At 68.9% G+C, this 15,637-nt stretch carries 15 protein-coding genes; 6 read left to right on the top strand and 9 right to left on the bottom strand.

Annotated features, from left to right (window positions below):
- Positions 1-136: 136 nt before the first annotated feature.
- The 6 genes from BM228_RS15910 to BM228_RS15885 form a co-directional block, all read right to left on the bottom strand.
- The gene (locus BM228_RS15910) at positions 137-1,396 is read right to left on the bottom strand and encodes a hemolysin family protein (RefSeq protein WP_280142334.1); all 1,260 of its coding nucleotides are present in this window, start codon (positions 1,394-1,396) and stop codon (positions 137-139) included.
- A 254-nt stretch (positions 1,397-1,650) separates the two neighbouring features.
- Positions 1,651-2,256, bottom strand: coding sequence for a K(+)-transporting ATPase subunit C (locus BM228_RS15905; protein ID WP_092042197.1), 606 nt, complete (start codon positions 2,254-2,256; stop codon positions 1,651-1,653).
- Positions 2,257-2,294: 38 nt separating this feature from the next.
- Complete coding sequence (gene kdpB, locus BM228_RS15900) at positions 2,295-4,385, bottom strand: potassium-transporting ATPase subunit KdpB (RefSeq protein ID WP_092042195.1); 2,091 nt, start codon at positions 4,383-4,385, stop codon at positions 2,295-2,297.
- A gap of 50 nt (positions 4,386-4,435) precedes the next feature.
- The gene (locus tag BM228_RS15895) at positions 4,436-4,633 is read right to left on the bottom strand and encodes a hypothetical protein (RefSeq protein WP_092042194.1); all 198 of its coding nucleotides are present in this window, start codon (positions 4,631-4,633) and stop codon (positions 4,436-4,438) included.
- A 1-nt stretch (position 4,634) separates the two neighbouring features.
- Complete coding sequence (gene kdpA, locus BM228_RS15890) at positions 4,635-6,350, bottom strand: potassium-transporting ATPase subunit KdpA (protein ID WP_092042192.1); 1,716 nt, start codon at positions 6,348-6,350, stop codon at positions 4,635-4,637.
- Between the two features lie 22 nt (positions 6,351-6,372).
- The gene (locus BM228_RS15885) at positions 6,373-6,462 is read right to left on the bottom strand and encodes a K(+)-transporting ATPase subunit F (protein ID WP_007559906.1); all 90 of its coding nucleotides are present in this window, start codon (positions 6,460-6,462) and stop codon (positions 6,373-6,375) included.
- Positions 6,463-7,159: 697 nt separating this feature from the next.
- Between BM228_RS15885 and BM228_RS15875 the strand changes: the two genes are divergently transcribed.
- The 3 genes from BM228_RS15875 (at position 7,160) to BM228_RS15865 (ending at position 9,116) form a co-directional block, all read left to right on the top strand.
- Positions 7,160-7,765: a hypothetical protein gene (locus BM228_RS15875; RefSeq protein WP_092042189.1), complete on the top strand. Its 606-nt coding sequence runs from the start codon at positions 7,160-7,162 to the stop codon at positions 7,763-7,765.
- A 21-nt stretch (positions 7,766-7,786) separates the two neighbouring features.
- The gene (locus tag BM228_RS15870) at positions 7,787-8,365 is read left to right on the top strand and encodes an NADPH-dependent FMN reductase (protein ID WP_092042187.1); all 579 of its coding nucleotides are present in this window, start codon (positions 7,787-7,789) and stop codon (positions 8,363-8,365) included.
- Positions 8,366-8,783: 418 nt separating this feature from the next.
- Positions 8,784-9,116, top strand: a complete 333-nt coding sequence (locus tag BM228_RS15865) for a hypothetical protein (protein ID WP_092042186.1) — start codon at positions 8,784-8,786, stop codon at positions 9,114-9,116.
- A gap of 316 nt (positions 9,117-9,432) precedes the next feature.
- Here the strand turns inward: BM228_RS15865 and BM228_RS15855 are convergent, their stop codons facing one another.
- Positions 9,433-9,648 carry a hypothetical protein gene (locus BM228_RS15855; protein ID WP_092042182.1) on the bottom strand — a complete coding sequence of 72 codons (216 nt, stop codon included), beginning with the start codon at positions 9,646-9,648 and terminating at the stop codon, positions 9,433-9,435.
- A 194-nt stretch (positions 9,649-9,842) separates the two neighbouring features.
- Here BM228_RS15855 and BM228_RS15850 point away from each other — a divergent pair, with 194 nt between their 5' ends.
- Positions 9,843-10,127, top strand: coding sequence for a hypothetical protein (locus tag BM228_RS15850; protein WP_139234097.1), 285 nt, complete (start codon positions 9,843-9,845; stop codon positions 10,125-10,127).
- 50 nt (positions 10,128-10,177) lie between these two features.
- Here the strand turns inward: BM228_RS15850 and BM228_RS15845 are convergent, their stop codons facing one another.
- The gene (locus BM228_RS15845; protein WP_092042178.1) at positions 10,178-10,654 is read right to left on the bottom strand and encodes a hypothetical protein; all 477 of its coding nucleotides are present in this window, start codon (positions 10,652-10,654) and stop codon (positions 10,178-10,180) included.
- A gap of 136 nt (positions 10,655-10,790) precedes the next feature.
- Complete coding sequence (gene serA / locus BM228_RS15840; RefSeq protein ID WP_092042176.1) at positions 10,791-12,041, bottom strand: phosphoglycerate dehydrogenase; 1,251 nt, start codon at positions 12,039-12,041, stop codon at positions 10,791-10,793.
- A 320-nt stretch (positions 12,042-12,361) separates the two neighbouring features.
- Between serA and BM228_RS15835 the strand changes: the two genes are divergently transcribed.
- Together BM228_RS15835 and rpsA are read left to right on the top strand one after the other, a co-directional pair.
- On the top strand, positions 12,362-13,210 hold the full coding sequence (locus BM228_RS15835) for a transglutaminase-like domain-containing protein (RefSeq protein ID WP_092042174.1): 849 nt from the start codon (positions 12,362-12,364) through the stop codon (positions 13,208-13,210).
- A gap of 639 nt (positions 13,211-13,849) precedes the next feature.
- Positions 13,850-15,562 carry a 30S ribosomal protein S1 gene (rpsA, locus tag BM228_RS15830; protein ID WP_092042172.1) on the top strand — a complete coding sequence of 571 codons (1,713 nt, stop codon included), beginning with the start codon at positions 13,850-13,852 and terminating at the stop codon, positions 15,560-15,562.
- Positions 15,563-15,637 lie beyond the last annotated feature (75 nt).

The raw sequence follows: 15,637 nt of genomic DNA, 5'->3' as shown, positions 1-15,637 counted from the left end.
TCGGCGGGGCGATCCTAGTCTTCGACTTAAATTCGCCGAAGAAGGCGATCGACACAAAGTGCGAAAGCGAATGGAGGCGTCACCGTCTCCCGGTCTCCCACGACGGCCGGGCCGCCGGGACTGACGTCCCCGGCGTTCAGGCCACCTTGACGGCCAGGACCTTGTCGACCCGGCGTCCGTCCATGTCGACCACCTCGAATCGCCAGCCCCCGGCCTCGAAGGCGTCGCCCGCGGCGGGGATCCGGCCGAGCTTGAAGATCACGTAGCCGGCGAGCGTGTTGAAGTCGTCGGAATCCGGCGTCTCGGACAGGTTTAGCCGCTCGAACGCCTCCCGGGCCGGCATCATGCCGTCGATCAGCAGGGAGCCGTCGGGCCGCTCGATCACGTCGGGCTCCTCGCCCACCTCCGGGATGTCGCCCGCGATGGCCTCCAGCAGGTCGGTCTGGGTGACGATGCCCTCCAGGCTGCCGTACTCGTCCACGACCACGGCCATCCGCATCGGCTGGCTCTGGAAGGTCTCCAGCACCGCCAGGATGGTCATGCTCTCGTGCACGACGATGGGCGGCTGCGTGGCGGCGGCGATGTCGATCTCTTGGCCGTCGAGCACCTGATCCAGCAGGTCCTGCTTGCGGACCACGCCGACGAGCTCGTCCACGTGGCCGCGGCTGACCACGACCTGGGCGTGATCGCAGGCGCGAACGGCCTTGAGGATCTCGTCGCGCGGATCGTCGGCATCGACCCATTCGACCTCGTGGCGCGGGGTCATGATGTCCAGGACCTTGCGCTCGCCGATGGCGAAGATGCGCTCTACCGCTTCCTGCTGGACCTCGCGGATCAGGCCGGCCTCCTGGCTCGCCTGGATCAGCAGGTTGAGCTCCGCAGTCGAGTGCAGCGAGCCCTCGCCGTGCCCGGCCCGGAGATCGAACAGGCGAAGCACGCCGTTGCCGAGGCCGTTCAAAAGCAGAATCGCCGGCCGGAACAACAGCAGGAATAGGCCGAGCGGCCGGACCACCGCCAGGGCGGTGCGCTCGCTCCGCTGCAGGGCCAGGCTCTTGGGGGCGAGCTCGCCGAGCACGATGTGCAGGGCGGTGATGATCGAGAAGGCCAGCGCGATCGCCACCGAGTGGGACGCGACGGCGCCCAGGCCCAGCGGCAGCCAGTCGACGGCCGGTTCGATCAGATGCGCGAGGGCCGGCTCGCCGATCCAGCCCAACGCCAGGGACGACAGGGTGATGCCGAACTGGGTCGCGGCCAGATAGGCGTCGAGCCGGTCGGTCGCCCGCTGGAGGGCGGTGGCATTGGCCCTTCGCTCCGAGACCAGCTCGGCGACGCGGCTGCGGCGCACCGAGACGAGCGCGAACTCGGCAGCCACGAAGAACCCGTTGGCGAACACCAGGGCCAGGACCGCGATCAGCCCCAGTGCCGTCGACCACGCAGCGTCGGAAATAGACGTGAACCTTCTCGAATGACCGACCCGTCTTAACAGCCAAGGCGGATGCGTGCCAAACCGGCGCCACCGACACAATCCTGCCGGGCGCCGCCGATCCCCCGCCAAGGGCTCCAAGGTTCGATCTGAGCATCACGTCGTCACGAGCTGCCAAGCAGTTTCCCTCCTTTCCGGGCCTTCACGCCGTCAGCCGGATCGCCTCGCTAGCGATCACGCAGCCCGTCCAGCGCGAGGTTGAGCGCCAGAACGTTCACCCGCGTCTCGCCGAGCAGCCCGAACAGGCGGCCCTCGCTCTGCGCGACGACGAGCTGGCGCAGGCGGTCCTCCGGCAGGTTGCGGGCCTTGGCGACCCGGGGCACCTGGAACAGGGCGGCGTCGGGCGAGATGTCCGGGTCGAGGCCCGAGCCGCTGGTGGTCACGAGATCCACCGGGACCGGCTGGCCGGGATTCTCCGCCGCCAGCGCGTCGCGGTCGCCCTTCACCCGCTCGGCCAGTGCGGCGCTGGTCGGGCCGAGATTGGAGCCGGAGGAATTGGACGCGTTGTAGGGGGCCGGCACGGTCTTGGACGGGTTGGTTGGGTCCGCGGCGCTCGTGGCGGAGGGCCGGCCGTGGAAGTAGGTGGCCCCGGTGAAGTTCTGGCCGATCAGGCTTGAGCCGACGACGTGGCCGTCGCGCTCGATCAGGCTGCCGGCGGCGCGGGCCGGAAAGATCAGGCCGGCGAGGCCGGTGACGGCGAGCGGGTAGGCGAGGCCGGTGATCGCCGTCAGGACGGTGAGCAGGACCAGGGCGGGGCGAAGCTGGCTGAGCATAGCGGGTCTCCAAGGGACCGATTCAGGAGGGAACCGGTTCAGGCGAGGTGCAGGGCGGTGACGGCGAGGTCGATGGCCTTGATGCCGGCGAACGGCACCAGGACGCCGCCGAGCCCGTAGATCAGCAGGTTCCGGCGCAGCAGCGCGGCGGCGCCCACCGCGCGGTAGGTCACGCCCCGTAGGGCCAGCGGAATCAGCGCCACGATGATCAGGGCGTTGAAGATGATCGCCGACAGGATTGCGCTCTGTGGCGAGGCGAGACCCATCACGTTGAGCGTCTGGAGCTGCGGGTAGAGCCCCAGGAACATCGCCGGGATGATGGCGAAGTACTTCGCCACGTCGTTGGCGATGGAGAACGTGGTCAGCGCGCCGCGGGTCATCAGCAGCTGCTTGCCGATGCCTACGATCTCGATGAGCTTGGTCGGGTCGGAATCGAGATCGACCATGTTGCCGGCCTCGCGGGCCGCCACCGTGCCAGTGTTCATGGCGACGCCGACATCGGCCTGGGCTAGCGCCGGGGCATCGTTGGTGCCGTCGCCGCACATGGCGACGAGCTTGCCCTGGGCCTGCTCAGCGCGGATCAGCGCCAGCTTGTCCTCCGGGGTGGCCTGGGCGAGAAAGTCGTCGACGCCGGCCTCCGCGGCAATGGCGGCGGCGGTCATGGGGTTGTCGCCGGTGATCATCACCGTGCGGATGCCCATCCGGCGCAGCTCCGCGAAGCGCTCGCGGATGCCACCCTTCACGATGTCCTTGAGGTAGACGACGCCGAGCAGTCGGCCGTCGCGGGCCACCGCCAGCGGCGTGCCGCCGGCCTTGGCGATCGTCTCGGCGATGGCGCGGATCTCGGCGACGGAGTCGGGCTCCGCCTCCGGCTGGTAGGCCAGGGCGGCGTTCGAGCCCCGGCTCGCCATCGGCTGCGCCGAGACCGAGGCGATCACCGCCTCGACCGCGCCCTTGCGGATCGAGACGCCGTCGAGATCGACGCCGCTCATGCGCGACTGGGCTGTGAACGGCACGAAGCTGGCGTTGAGGCCGGCCATGTCCCGGGCCCGGATGCCGTAGGCCTCCTTGGCCAGCACCACGATCGAGCGGCCCTCCGGGGTCTCGTCGGCCAGCGAGGCGAGCTGGGCCGCGTCGGCGAGGTCCGCCGCACTCACGCCGGCGACCGGCCGGAACTCGGTGGCCTGGCGGTTGCCCAGCGTGATCGTGCCGGTCTTGTCGAGGAGCAGCGTGTCGACGTCGCCCGCTGCCTCGACAGCCCGACCCGACAGGGCGAGCACGTTGAAGCGCACCAGCCGGTCCATGCCGGCGATGCCGATGGCCGAGAGCAGCGCGCCGATCGTGGTCGGGATCAGGGTGACGAACAGCGCGACCAGCACGATCAGCGGGATCGCGCCGCCGGCATAGGACGCGAAGCTCGGGATCGAGGCCACCGCAAACACGAAGACCAGGGTCAGGCCGGCGAGCAGGATGTTGAGCGCGATCTCGTTCGGGGTCTTCTGCCGGGACGCACCCTCGACCAGGGCGATCATCCGGTCGACGAAGGTCGAGCCGGCCGCCGCGGTGATCCGCACGCGGATCTGGTCGGAGAGCACCTGCGTGCCGCCGGTCACCGCCGAGCGGTCGCCGCCGGATTCGCGGATCACGGGTGCGGATTCGCCGGTGATCGCGGCCTCGTTGACCGAGGCGACGCCCCGGATGACCTCGCCGTCGGAGGGGATCAGGTCGCCGGCCTCGACCAGCACCACGTCGCCGATCTTGAGGCTGGTGCCCGGGACGGTCTCGTAGCGGTCACCCGGGCCGGTGAGGCGCTTGGCCATCGTCTCGGTGCGGGTGCGGCGCAGGCTGTCGGCCTGGGCCTTGCCGCGGCCTTCGGCCAGGGCCTCGGCGAAGTTGGCGAAGACCAGGGTGAACCACAGCCATAGGATGATCTGGCCGGAGAACAGCAAGTCGCCGGCGCCGGTGGCGACGTCGCGGACGAACAGAACGGTGGTGAGCGCGGCCACGACCTCGACCACGAACATGACCGGGTTGCGGATCATGGCGCGCGGATCGAGTTTTTTCACGGAGCCGACGAGCGCCGGCCCGACCAGAGCGGGGCTGAACAGGGAAGCGGTCTTGCGGGACATGGATCGGGTGTCCGGAGAGGGGCGGGGAGGCGCGGGCGCGCCTCGGGATGTCAGGGGGCCGGGGTGCCGGCGGTGAGCGCCCAGGCCGCCATCAGCGCCAGGGCCGCGAGCAGCAGGACGCCGAGCAGCGCCAGCACGAGGTCGGAGGTCCGCGGCGGCGGCGCGCTGGCCCGGTGCCGGGGCAGGGGCGCCCGGTGCAGCATCAGGTGATGGCGCGGCATGCGCCGGGTCGGGAGCGTGCGCGGCATCTCAGCCTCCTGTCGCGAAGGTCTGGCCGGCGGCGCCGGCGAGCTGCTCGACCACCGGTCCCAGCGCCAGGGACGGGAAGAAGGTCAGCCCGCCGACGATCAGGATCACGCCGACCAGGAGGCCGATGAACAGCCCGCCATGGGTCGGGAAGGTGCCGGCCGAGGCCGGGAGCGTCTTCTTGGCGGCGAGCGAGCCCGCGATGGCCAGCACCGGGATCTTCACGAAGAACCGGCCGACCAGCATGCCGATGGCCAGCGTGCTGTTGTAGAACACGGTGTTGGCCGTCAGTCCGCCGAAGGCCGAGCCGTTGTTGGCCGCCGCTGAGGTGTAGGCGTAGAGGATCTCGGTGAAGCCGTGCGGCCCGGCATTGGCCGGCCCGGCCAGCCCCGCCGGCAGCACGGTGGCGAGGGCGGTGAAGCCCAGCATCATCAGCGGCAGGCACAGGATGCCGAGCATCGCCATCTTCACCTCCCGCGCCTCGATCTTCTTGCCGAGGTATTCGGGGGTGCGTCCGACCATGAGGCCGGCCACGAAGATCGCCACGATCACGAAGACCAGCATGCCGTAGAGGCCGGCGCCGACGCCGCCGATGACGACCTCACCGAGCTGCATGTTGATGAGCGGGATCATGCCGCCCAGCGCCGTGAAGCTGTCGTGCATGGCGTTGACCGCGCCGCAGGAGGCCGCCGTCGTGATCACGGCGAACAGGGCCGAGGCACTGATCCCGAAGCGGACCTCCTTGCCCTCGAAATTGCCGCCGGTGAATCCGAGGCCGTTGAGCACGGAGCCGCCCTGCGCTTCGGCCCAGTAGGTGACGACGACGCCCGCCAGGAACAGGATCCCCATGGCGCCGAGGATCGCCCAGCCCTGGCGCTCGTCCCCGACCATGCGGCCGAACACGTTGGTGAGCGCGGCGCCGATCGCGAAGATCGAGACCATCTGGACGAAGTTCGACAGCGCGGTCGGGTTCTCGAACGGATGCGCGGCGTTGGCGTTGAAGAAGCCGCCGCCGTTGGTGCCGAGCATCTTGATCGCCACCTGGCTCGCCACCGGGCCGATCGCGATGGTCTGCTTGGCCCCCTCAAGCGTGGTCGCGTCGATCGAGGCGCCGAGCGTCTGCGGCACGCCCTGCCAGACCAGGAACAGCGCATAGGGGATGCAGAGCGGCACCAGCACGTAGAGGGTGGCCCGGGTGACATCGACCCAGAACGACCCGATCGTGCCGGAGGAGGCCCGGGCGAAGCCGCGGATCAGCGCCACGGCCACGGCGATGCCGGTGGCGGCCGACAGGAAGTTCTGGTGCGTCAGCCCCAGCATCTGGGCGAGGTACGAGAGCGTGGTCTCGCCCCCGTAGGATTGCCAGTTGGTGTTGGTGACGAAGCTCGTCGCCGTGTTGAAGGCGAGGTCCGGCGCCACGGCGGCCTGCTCGGCCGGGTTCAGCGGCAGGAGCGCCTGGAGCCGCAAGATCGCGTAGAGCAGGGCGAAGCCGAGCCCGTGGAACAGGATCACCCCGCCGGCATAGGCGAGCCAATGCTGCTCCTGGCGGGGGTCGATGCCGGCGGCGCGGTAGAAGCCGCGCTCCACCGGTGCCAGGATCGGCGAGAGCCAGGTGCGCTCGCCGTTGAACACGCGCGTCATGTAGAGCCCGAGGGGCTTCACCAGCGCCAAGACGACCGCGCAGTACAGCGCGATCTGCATCCAGCCGTTGAGGGTCATGGGAGGATTCCGTCCGGGCCGCTCAGAACCGCTCGGGGCGGACGAGGGCGTAGGTGAGGTAGCCGAGGAGCCCGAGGGTGGTGAGGGCGCCGAGGGTGAGGTCGAGGCTCATGGCGGCCTGCCTCAGAAGCGGTCGCAGAGCAGGGCGTAGCCCTCGCTCAGGGCGAAGAAGGCCAGCCCCGCGGCGATGAAGATGAGGTCGAGCATGATGGATCCGCGTCGGTTCTGCCGGCGGCGCGGCCCTGCCGCGACCGATCCCGGCCGACCCGGACTATGGGCGGGAACCGCGTTAGGGTTCGAGACGGAGAGCGCGGCGAACTTATAAGGATCGCATGAGGATCGGCGGGATGCGGGCAGAGGCCAACCCCAAGCGCGTCTCCCTCCCCCCTCTGCGGGGGAGGGTGGGCCGGCCGTCAGGCCGGGTCGGGAGAGGGGAGTCCGGGTTCAGCAAAGGACGCGACCGGCATGACGGGCAGAGTTCTGTTCTGCGCCGTCGCTCCCCTCTCCCGACCCCCTTCGGGGGCCACCCTCCCCCGCCGAGGGGGGAGGGAGGGCGCGTATTGGCCTCGGAGCGACTTCTCCTACCGCCGAGAACCATCCGGGCCGCGCTCTATGAAGGCGCCAGCCCACAAAGGGAGGGCGTGCACGCTTGGCTATCCGCCCGGGCCAAGACACCGCCCCAACACCGGCAAAATCTGCCGCGCGGCCGATCCTGCCAGCCCGATCCCCGGTCCGGCCCTTGAAATCACTAGCGAAATTCTGGAACGCGCCGTGCCTGGTCCCGTGAAAGAATTTCGCGAGGGCGTATCATGTCGGTCGGTTCGGTCACCAGCAGCAGCCTCCAGCGGGACCTGATCAGCGCCCTGCGGCAGACGCGAGCGGCGTCCGCGCAGCAGCCCGACGCGAACGCCTTCGCGGTCGCCGGTCAGGGGGCGAGTGCGTCGTCGGGCGCGACCACGACCTCCGGCAGCACGGCCTCCGGCCCGGCCTTGTCGAGCGACCTGATGGCGTCGCTGCTGCAGGTGCAGTCCGATTACAGCCAGATCACCGCGCAGGGGGGCCTCGCGGCGTCCACGAGCTCGTCGAGCGCCGCCGATGGTTCCGCCTCTGCGCTGGGCTCGGACGACAGCCAGAGTTCGGGGAATGCCGCGCCGGTCCACCACCATCACGGCCATCACGCGCGCCCGGTCGGGACCGATGCCGCGAATGCCACGAGCGCGACCCCATCCGCCAGCGACAGCACCGCTGCTGCGTCGGTCTCCGGCACCACGACCGGCGACACGACCGCGTCCAGCGGGATCGAGGACGGCCTGCAAGCGTTGCTTCAGCAGGTCACGAAGGCGATCGCCGCCTACGCGACCACCGGACCGGTGGGGCTCGCCGCAACCGCGCTCACGGCCACCTCGAAGACCTGATCGGGCTGATCGGAGATCGCCATGCCTCTCACCGTCCCGGTCATCCTCGGCAGCGTCCGCTCGGACCGGATCGGTATCCGGGCGGCGCGGTTCCTGATCGCCCGGCTCGAAGCGCGCGGCCACGTGGCCCCGCTGGTCGATCCCGCCGAGCTCGGCCTTCCGCTCCTCGACCGCATGTACAAGGAACACCCGGGCGGCACCGCCCCGGAGCCGCTAGAGCGCCTCGCCAAGCTCTACCGCGGCGCGGATGCTTTCCTGGTGGTCTCGGCCGAGTACAATCACGGCGTCCCGCCGGCCCTGTCGAACACCCTCGATCACTTTCTGGAAGAGTATTACTGGCGGCCCTCGGCGATCTGTTGCTACTCGGCCGGCCAGTTCGGCGGGGTGCGCGCAGCGATGCCGCTCCGGGCGATGCTCGCCGAACTCGGCATGCCCAGCATCCCCTCGCTTCTGCCGATCCCGCGCCTTCAGAAGGTGTTGGACCAGGATGGCACGCCCACCGACGCCTGGATCGAGACGGCGACCGCCAAGTTCTTGGACGAGCTCGCCTGGTACGCCGAGGCCCTGCGCACGCAGCGCCGGGCCGGGACGCCGTACTGACGCGGTCTTTCGACAGATCCGCCCCACTCGCGACCGTCCTTGCGCGCAGCGAAGCCATCCACGGGTCCGCCACGGTCGGGGATCGCGCGATGCCAGCGCCTTGCGATCCAGTCGACACCGCGATCGCGCGGGTGTGACGAAGCCGCGAATATCCACCTTCCATTTGAATCCGCGGCTCGAAAGGCGCATCGATGCCCGTGGGATCGAAGTCAAAAGCCCTGCCAAGAGGGCAAATAAAGCCTTAACACTTGGAGTACTTCAGACAAACGATAGATCATCCGAAAGCTCAGCAACCATCCCGATCCCGGCGCAACACCCCGTGGATGGAGAAACAGTATTGCGCTGTTGCAAAAAGGTGGCTGCGGGGTTCGGGGAAGTATGAGATCTTGCCTGCGTTCCCAGTCGCGGACCCAATCCGATGAAACTCGACGAGAGGGCGCTCCTTCAGGAGCGCGTGCGCACGCTTGTCCTGCGTCATGCCCTCGAGGCAGCGCTCGAACGCCTGGCGGCGGCCACCCGCGAGACGGGCAAGGAGGCCGCGGCCGAATTCCAGAACCTGGAGCAATCCCTGCTCTCGGCCGCCCGCAGCATCGCCGATCGCGCCTCAAGCCAGAAGCTGGCGGTGCTGGTCGCCGTGGAGGACGCGAGCGCGACGCTCCGGAGCGCCTTCGACAACGCTCATAGCCGCCTCGATGCGCTCCAGACCGAACAGCTCTCGACGACCGCGCCCCTGAACGCGGTGGCGGCGTAGGGCCAGCTCCGACGCGGCCGGCTGCCGCTCCAGGCGGCGCCTAAGATCGAGGTCTCTTGGACTGGGCCGTCCGCATAAAGCGCAGGTCCCTCTTTCATGCGGGAGAGGGACAGGGTGAGGTGTGCGACCTCTCCGGAAGACCCTGGTCCCTCACCCCAGCCCTATCCCGCACGGGAGAGGGGGCACGTCGCGGCCTGCACAGAGCGCGCGCCTCAAAGGTGCGGTGCCCATCGACACGACTGAGGAACGCGGAAGAGGCCATCGGCCTCTCCAGCGTTGCCTAGCGCTTGCAGCGCTGAACTCTACCCGCAAACCCTCACTGCTTGGCGCGGTTGATGATCGCCCAGAGCGCCTGGGCGACGGGCTCGGTCACGGTGCGCCGGTACTTGCGGTGCACGAGTTGGCCGTTGTGGAATACGTCCTGCTCGACATAGAGCCGATCGCCATCCCACCGGACGATGTTGTCGGATTCGATGGTCTCCTCGACGCCGAGATCCCCCCGCAGGATCGAGTTGCCAGTCTGGGTCAGCATACGCGCGTCCTCGTTCACGCTGTTGGTTCGGCGCAGGGAAGCAAAGTCGCGGCGTGCGCGGCAAAACTCCCGCAGAGGGCCACCATAGGAGCGTGCACCTGCGGGCGCCAGCGACGCTGCGGACGCAATCGGAGGTCCGTAACCCGGGCGGATCGAAACGTCAGGCGCGTGCGCGCCGAGACCCGCCGGCACCGGTGAGCCGGCTTAACGTTACCCATGTGCGCTTCAACACGCCGCATCCCGCGCCGTGGTGCGATGTTCTCTTCACGCGTCAGGGCTGCACCCAGGTCATCGCCTGGGTCGGCTACGCCGCGACGGAGGCGCACATGATCGCTCGCCCGTTCCGATACGTCGCCCCAGCGCTCGCGGCCCTCAGCCTGATCGCGCTGCGCCTCGCCAGCCCGTTCCTGGCGCCGGCGGCCCCACCGCCGCCCGGCGCCCCCGAGGACCGGCGGGTCGTCTTCCGGCATTTTCTCTAGCGCATCATCCCGAAAGGCGGGTTTCGGCTTTCGGGAAACGACGATGCCCCTCAGCCGCGCCGGCTGAGCACCGCACCCGGAACCGGGCAGGCGGGCAGGGACGAGGGGCCCAGCACGATATCGCCCTGTTTCGGGTTGTTGACCGTGAACGGCGCGGTCTCCTGCGTGCCGAAGAAGCCGCGGCCGAGCTGGGACGCGAAGAATTCGTCGCTCCCAAACCGGACGAAGCAGCGGTCGAGCACGGCCTCGTAATCGAAGCTCGCCTGGGTGACCGGGCTGCCCCCGGCCTCCGGAAGCCCGCAATAGGCCGAGATGGCGATCTGGCCCGGCCGCGACAACCGGACCGGCAGGGACTGGCCCGGCAGCAGGGTCGCGGGCGGGCCGCCGTCCTGGCGCGCGACCAGGACGTAGGTCGAGCGGTTGTAGATCCGGCGCAGGCAATCCGCGGACGCATCGGAGACGACCGTTATCGTCCCGGCCAGACCGAGCACGAGGCCGGCCAATCCGCATCCAATACGCTTCGTCACCGCACATCCTCCGCCGACCGGCCGATCCATCAGCAAAGCGGCCGGGCATGACTTGAACAGCGCCCGGCGCCGCCGCGCAAGGCGAACGCGGCAACAGAGCCCGCGTTCGATGCGGTCGCAGCGAAATCGGTGCCGGTCAGCGGCGCTCGTAGAGCAGGCGCGCCCGGATCGTGCCCGGGATGGCGCGGATCTCGGTGAGCAGCGCCTCGGCATCCGCGTCGGTGGCGTCAGTCTCCAGCACCACGTAACCGACTTCGCCGTCGGTCTGGTAGAACTGCGCGGCGATGTTGACCTGGCCGCGGGAGAACACGTCGTTCAACCGCCCGAGCATGCCCGGCAGGTTGCGCTGGACGTGGATGAAGCGGGTGCCGGTCGGCCGGGCCGGTAGCTGGACCTGCGGGAAATTCACCGCGCCCACCGTCGAGCCGATATCGGAATAGTCCACGAGCTTGCGGGCGACCTCGGCCCCGATGCGCTCCTGGGCCTCTTCCGTCGAGCCGCCGATATGCGGGGTCAGGATCACGTTCTCGATGCCCTGGAGCGGGCTCACGAAGGCTTCCGCATTGGAGCCGGGCTCGACCGGGAACACGTCGATGGCCGCGCCCTTGAGGTGGCCGTCGCGCAGGGCCGCCGCGAGGGCGTCGAGATCGACCACCGTGCCGCGGGCATTATTGATCAGGAACGCGCCCGGCTTCATCGCCCGGATCTCGGCCGCGCCGATCATGTTGGCGGTGGCCTCCGTCTCGGGGACGTGGAGCGAGATCACGTCGCACTGGCCGAGCAGGTCGTGCAGGGTCTTGGTCGGCTCGGTGTTGCCGTGGCGCAGCTTGTCGGTGTGGTCGTAGAACAGCACCCGCATGCCCATCGCCTCGGCGAGCGTCGAGAGCTGCGTGCCGATATTGCCGTAGCCGACGATGCCGAGCGTCTTGCCGCGGACCTCCAGGGAACCCGCCGCCGACTTGTCCCATCGGCCGGCATGGGCGCCCACCGAGCGCGGCACGATCCGGCGCAGCAGCATCACGATCTCGCCGATGGTCAGTTCCGCCACCGAGCGGGTGTTGGAGAACGGTGCGTTGAACACCGGGATGCCGCGATGGCGCGCCGCTTCCAGATCGACCTGGTTGGTGCCCACCGAGAAGCAGCCCACCGCCAGCAGCCGGTCCGCCGCCTCGAAGGCCGCCGCGTCGAGTTGCGTGCGCGAGCGGATGCCCACCATGTGCACACCCTGGAGCGCCTCGTGCAGCGCGTCGCGGTCGAGGGCCTTCGGCAGGCGGGTCAGATTGGTGTAGCCGGCCGCCTGCATCAGCGCGACGGCGCTGTCGTTGATGCCTTCGAGCAGCAGGACCCGGATCTTGTCCTTGGGCAGGGAAAGCTTGTCGAGGGTCATGGGTCGCGTTCGTCCGGCGGCGGGACGGTCGCGCGCAGCAATGCCGGGCCGTTCCACGGGTCTGTTCGGCGGCAGCGATACGAGCCTGCCCTGTGCGATGCAACATGGCGCCGGGCACGGCAGGGCTGCACGGAGAACGCGCAAGATCCGCGGCGCGATCAAGCTAGAGGCTAAGGGTGCCGCAAATTCGAGCACCGGGACGGCCGACGACTGATAGACAGGGCGGAACCACTGGCCGACCTGAATCTTTTAGGCTCCATTACTATATGCGCCCACCCGACAGCACCGCTCCGTGCTGGCTTCGTCCACGGTTTCTCCCCATGCACGTCCGCACCGGCTTCACCATCGCCTTCGACACGCTCGGCCCGACGCCGATGAACCTGCTCCTCAACGTGCGCCCCGAGCACCGGAGCGACCTCGTCACCCCGGAGGTGATCACCTTCGATCCGCCGGTCGCGGCGCGCCAGCACGTCGACGCCTTCGGCAATGTTTCCACCCGCATCGTCGCCCCGGGCGGCCGGATCACCATGGCGGCCGACTTCACCATCGCGGATAGCGGCCTACCGGACGCGCAGGCCCCCGAGGCGCGCCAGATCCCGGTTCAGGACCTGCCGGACGACGTGCTGATGTACCTGCTCGGCTCGCGCTACTGCGACACCGACAAGCTCTCGGGCATCGCCTGGTCGCTGTTCGGCGGGACGCCGGAGGGCTGGGCGCGGGTGCAGGCGATCGTCGACTTCGCCCACAACCGCCTGCGGTTCGACTACCAGCAGGCCGACGCCACCCGCACGGCCTTCGACGGTTACACCCAGCAGGTCGGCGTCTGCCGGGATTTTGCGCATCTCGCGATCACCCTGTGCCGCTGCATGAACATCCCGGCCCGCTACGCTACCGGCTATCTCGGCGATATCGGCGTGCCGAAGGACCCGGCCCCGATGGATTTCTCGGCCTGGTTCGAGGTCTACCTGGAAGGCCCCGAGGGCGGGCGCTGGTACACGTTCGATGCACGGCACAACCAGCCGCGGATCGCCCGGATCGTTATGGCCCGGGGCCGCGACGCCACCGATTGCGCCCTGACCACCAGTTTCGGCACCGCCTACTTGGTGCAGTTCGACGTGCACACCGACGAGGTCGGCGACGCGCAGGCTGTCCTCGCCCAGGCCGCCTGATCGGGCAGCAGGGTGGAGGCTTCCTAGCTGCCTTGAGCGCCGTCACTTCCCCCTGTGATCCCCTCGCCCCGCTTGCGGGGAGAGGGCCGCGACGACCTCGTCGTCGGCGCGGCGAGGCGGCAGCCGAGGGTGAGGGGGCGGCTCCGGAGGAGACTCGTCCGTGCAAGCCCCCTCACTGCCGCTCCGGCTTCGCCTGCGCTTCCCGCATGCGGGGCGAGGGGAATCCGCGCCTCATCCGGCATCTGAGCAAGTCCATTGGCGGCAACACAGGGAGCCGAGGCAAAGCGCAGCCCCCGGTCGAAAACCGTATCGGCAACCCGCCAAACCAGCCCGTCCCTGACAATACCCCCCTCCAACCCCCGCCCTGCGCCGAGAAACCCTCCTCGGTTGAAGTCGTTAAGCCGATGTTGTAAGGAGCGCGCGTCCTGCCGGATTCCGCTCGCGCGCGCTCATTTTGGCGCCGCCGCGTCGTCGGCTGGATCGCCCTCGTCATCCGTATCGACGCGTCGGCAAGCCGGATCCCGCGGGACCGGTCGCCACTCCCTCAGGGTTTCGGGAGCGGCCGCGGCGAACCGGGGGTGCGTGCAACGCGAGCCGCCGACGCAACGGGCCTCCGCCGGAGGCCGTTCAGGAGAGAGAATGTCCGCAGGTACCGCTCTGGGGCGTGGCCCGAGCCGCGATGATTTCGCCGCCCTCCTCGAGGAGAGCTTCCTCGAACACGAGATCACCGAAGGGTCCGTCGTCAAGGGTCGCGTCGTCGCGATCGAGAAGGACGTGGCCGTCATCGACATCGGCGCCAAGACGGAAGGCCGTGTCGCACTCAAGGAATTCACCGGCCCCGGCCGGGAAGGCGAGCTGAAGGTCGGCGACGAGGTCGAGGTCTATGTCGACCGGATCGAGAACGCCCTCGGCGAAGCCGTCATCTCGCGCGACAAGGCCCGCCGCGAGGAGAGCTGGGTCAAGCTCGAGAAGTCGTTCGAGAACAACGACCGCGTCACCGGCACGATCTTCAACCAGGTCAAGGGCGGCTACACCGTCGACCTCGACGGCGCCGTGGCGTTCCTGCCGCGCTCGCAGGTCGATATCCGCCCGGTCCGCGACGTCACCCCGCTGCTCGGCACCCCGCAGCCGTTCCAGATCCTCAAGATGGATCGCCGCCGCGGCAACATCGTCGTGTCGCGCCGCACCGTGCTCGAAGAGAGCCGCGCCGAGCAGCGCTCGGAGCTGGTGGCCAACCTCGAAGAGGGTCAGGTCATCGACGGCGTCGTCAAGAACATCACCGAGTACGGCGCCTTCGTCGATCTCGGCGGCATCGACGGCCTGCTGCACGTCACCGACATGGCGTGGCGCCGCGTGAACCATCCGTCCGAGGTCGTTACCATCGGCCAGACGGTCAAGGTCAAGATCATCAAGATCAACCACGAGACGCACCGCATCTCGCTCGGCATCAAGCAGCTGCTCGCCGATCCGTGGGAGGGCATCGCCGCTCGCTACCCGGAGGGCGCCAAGCTCAAGGGCCGCGTGACCAACATCACCGATTACGGTGCCTTCGTGGAGCTGGAGCCGGGGATCGAGGGCCTGATCCACGTCTCCGAGATGAGCTGGACCAAGAAGAACGTCCATCCGGGCAAGATCGTCTCCACCTCCCAGGAGGTCGAGGTTCAGATCCTGGAAGTCGATCCGGTCAAGCGCCGCATCAGCTTGGGCCTCAAGCAGACCCTGCAGAACCCCTGGGAGGCCTTCTCCGAGAAGCACCCGGTCGGTTCCGAGGTCGAGGGCGAGGTCAAGAACAAGACCGAGTTCGGCCTGTTCATCGGCCTCGAGGGCGATGTCGACGGCATGGTCCACCTGTCGGATCTCGACTGGAACCGTCCGGGCGAGCAGGTCATCGAGGAGTTCAAGAAGGGCGACATGGTCCGCGCCCAGGTTCTCGACGTCGACGTCGAGAAGGAGCGGATCTCGCTGGGCGTGAAGCAGCTCGGCGGTGACCCCTTCGCCGAGGCCGGCGAGATCAAGAAGGGTCAGATCGTCACCTGCGAAGTCGTCGAGGTGAAGGATTCGGGCGTCGAGGTGAAGATCGTCGACACCGACATGACCACCTTCGTCCGTCGCGCCGAACTCGCCCGCGACCGCGGCGACCAGCGCCCCGAGCGTTTCGCCGCCGGCGAGAAGTTCGATGCGCGGGTCGTGCAGTTCGACCGCAAGGCCCACCGCGTCCAGGTCTCGATCAAGGCCCTGGAAGTGGCCGAGGAGAAGGAGGCGATGGCCCAGTTCGGCTCCGCCGATTCCGGCGCCTCGCTGGGTGACATCCTCGGCGCGGCCTTCAACAAGAAGCGCTCCGACGACGATTGAGACCAGCCGGTTTCGCCGCCCGGCTCGGCCGGGCGGCGGTTTCGGATCCGTTTAAAAAACCCGCGCGGGACACCC

The organism is Methylobacterium pseudosasicola (genome assembly GCF_900114535.1).
Classification (GTDB): Bacteria; Pseudomonadota; Alphaproteobacteria; order Rhizobiales; family Beijerinckiaceae; genus Methylobacterium; species Methylobacterium pseudosasicola.
The sequence above is the reverse complement of the archived record's forward strand: the minus strand, read 5'-3'. Positions and strand labels throughout refer to the sequence as shown.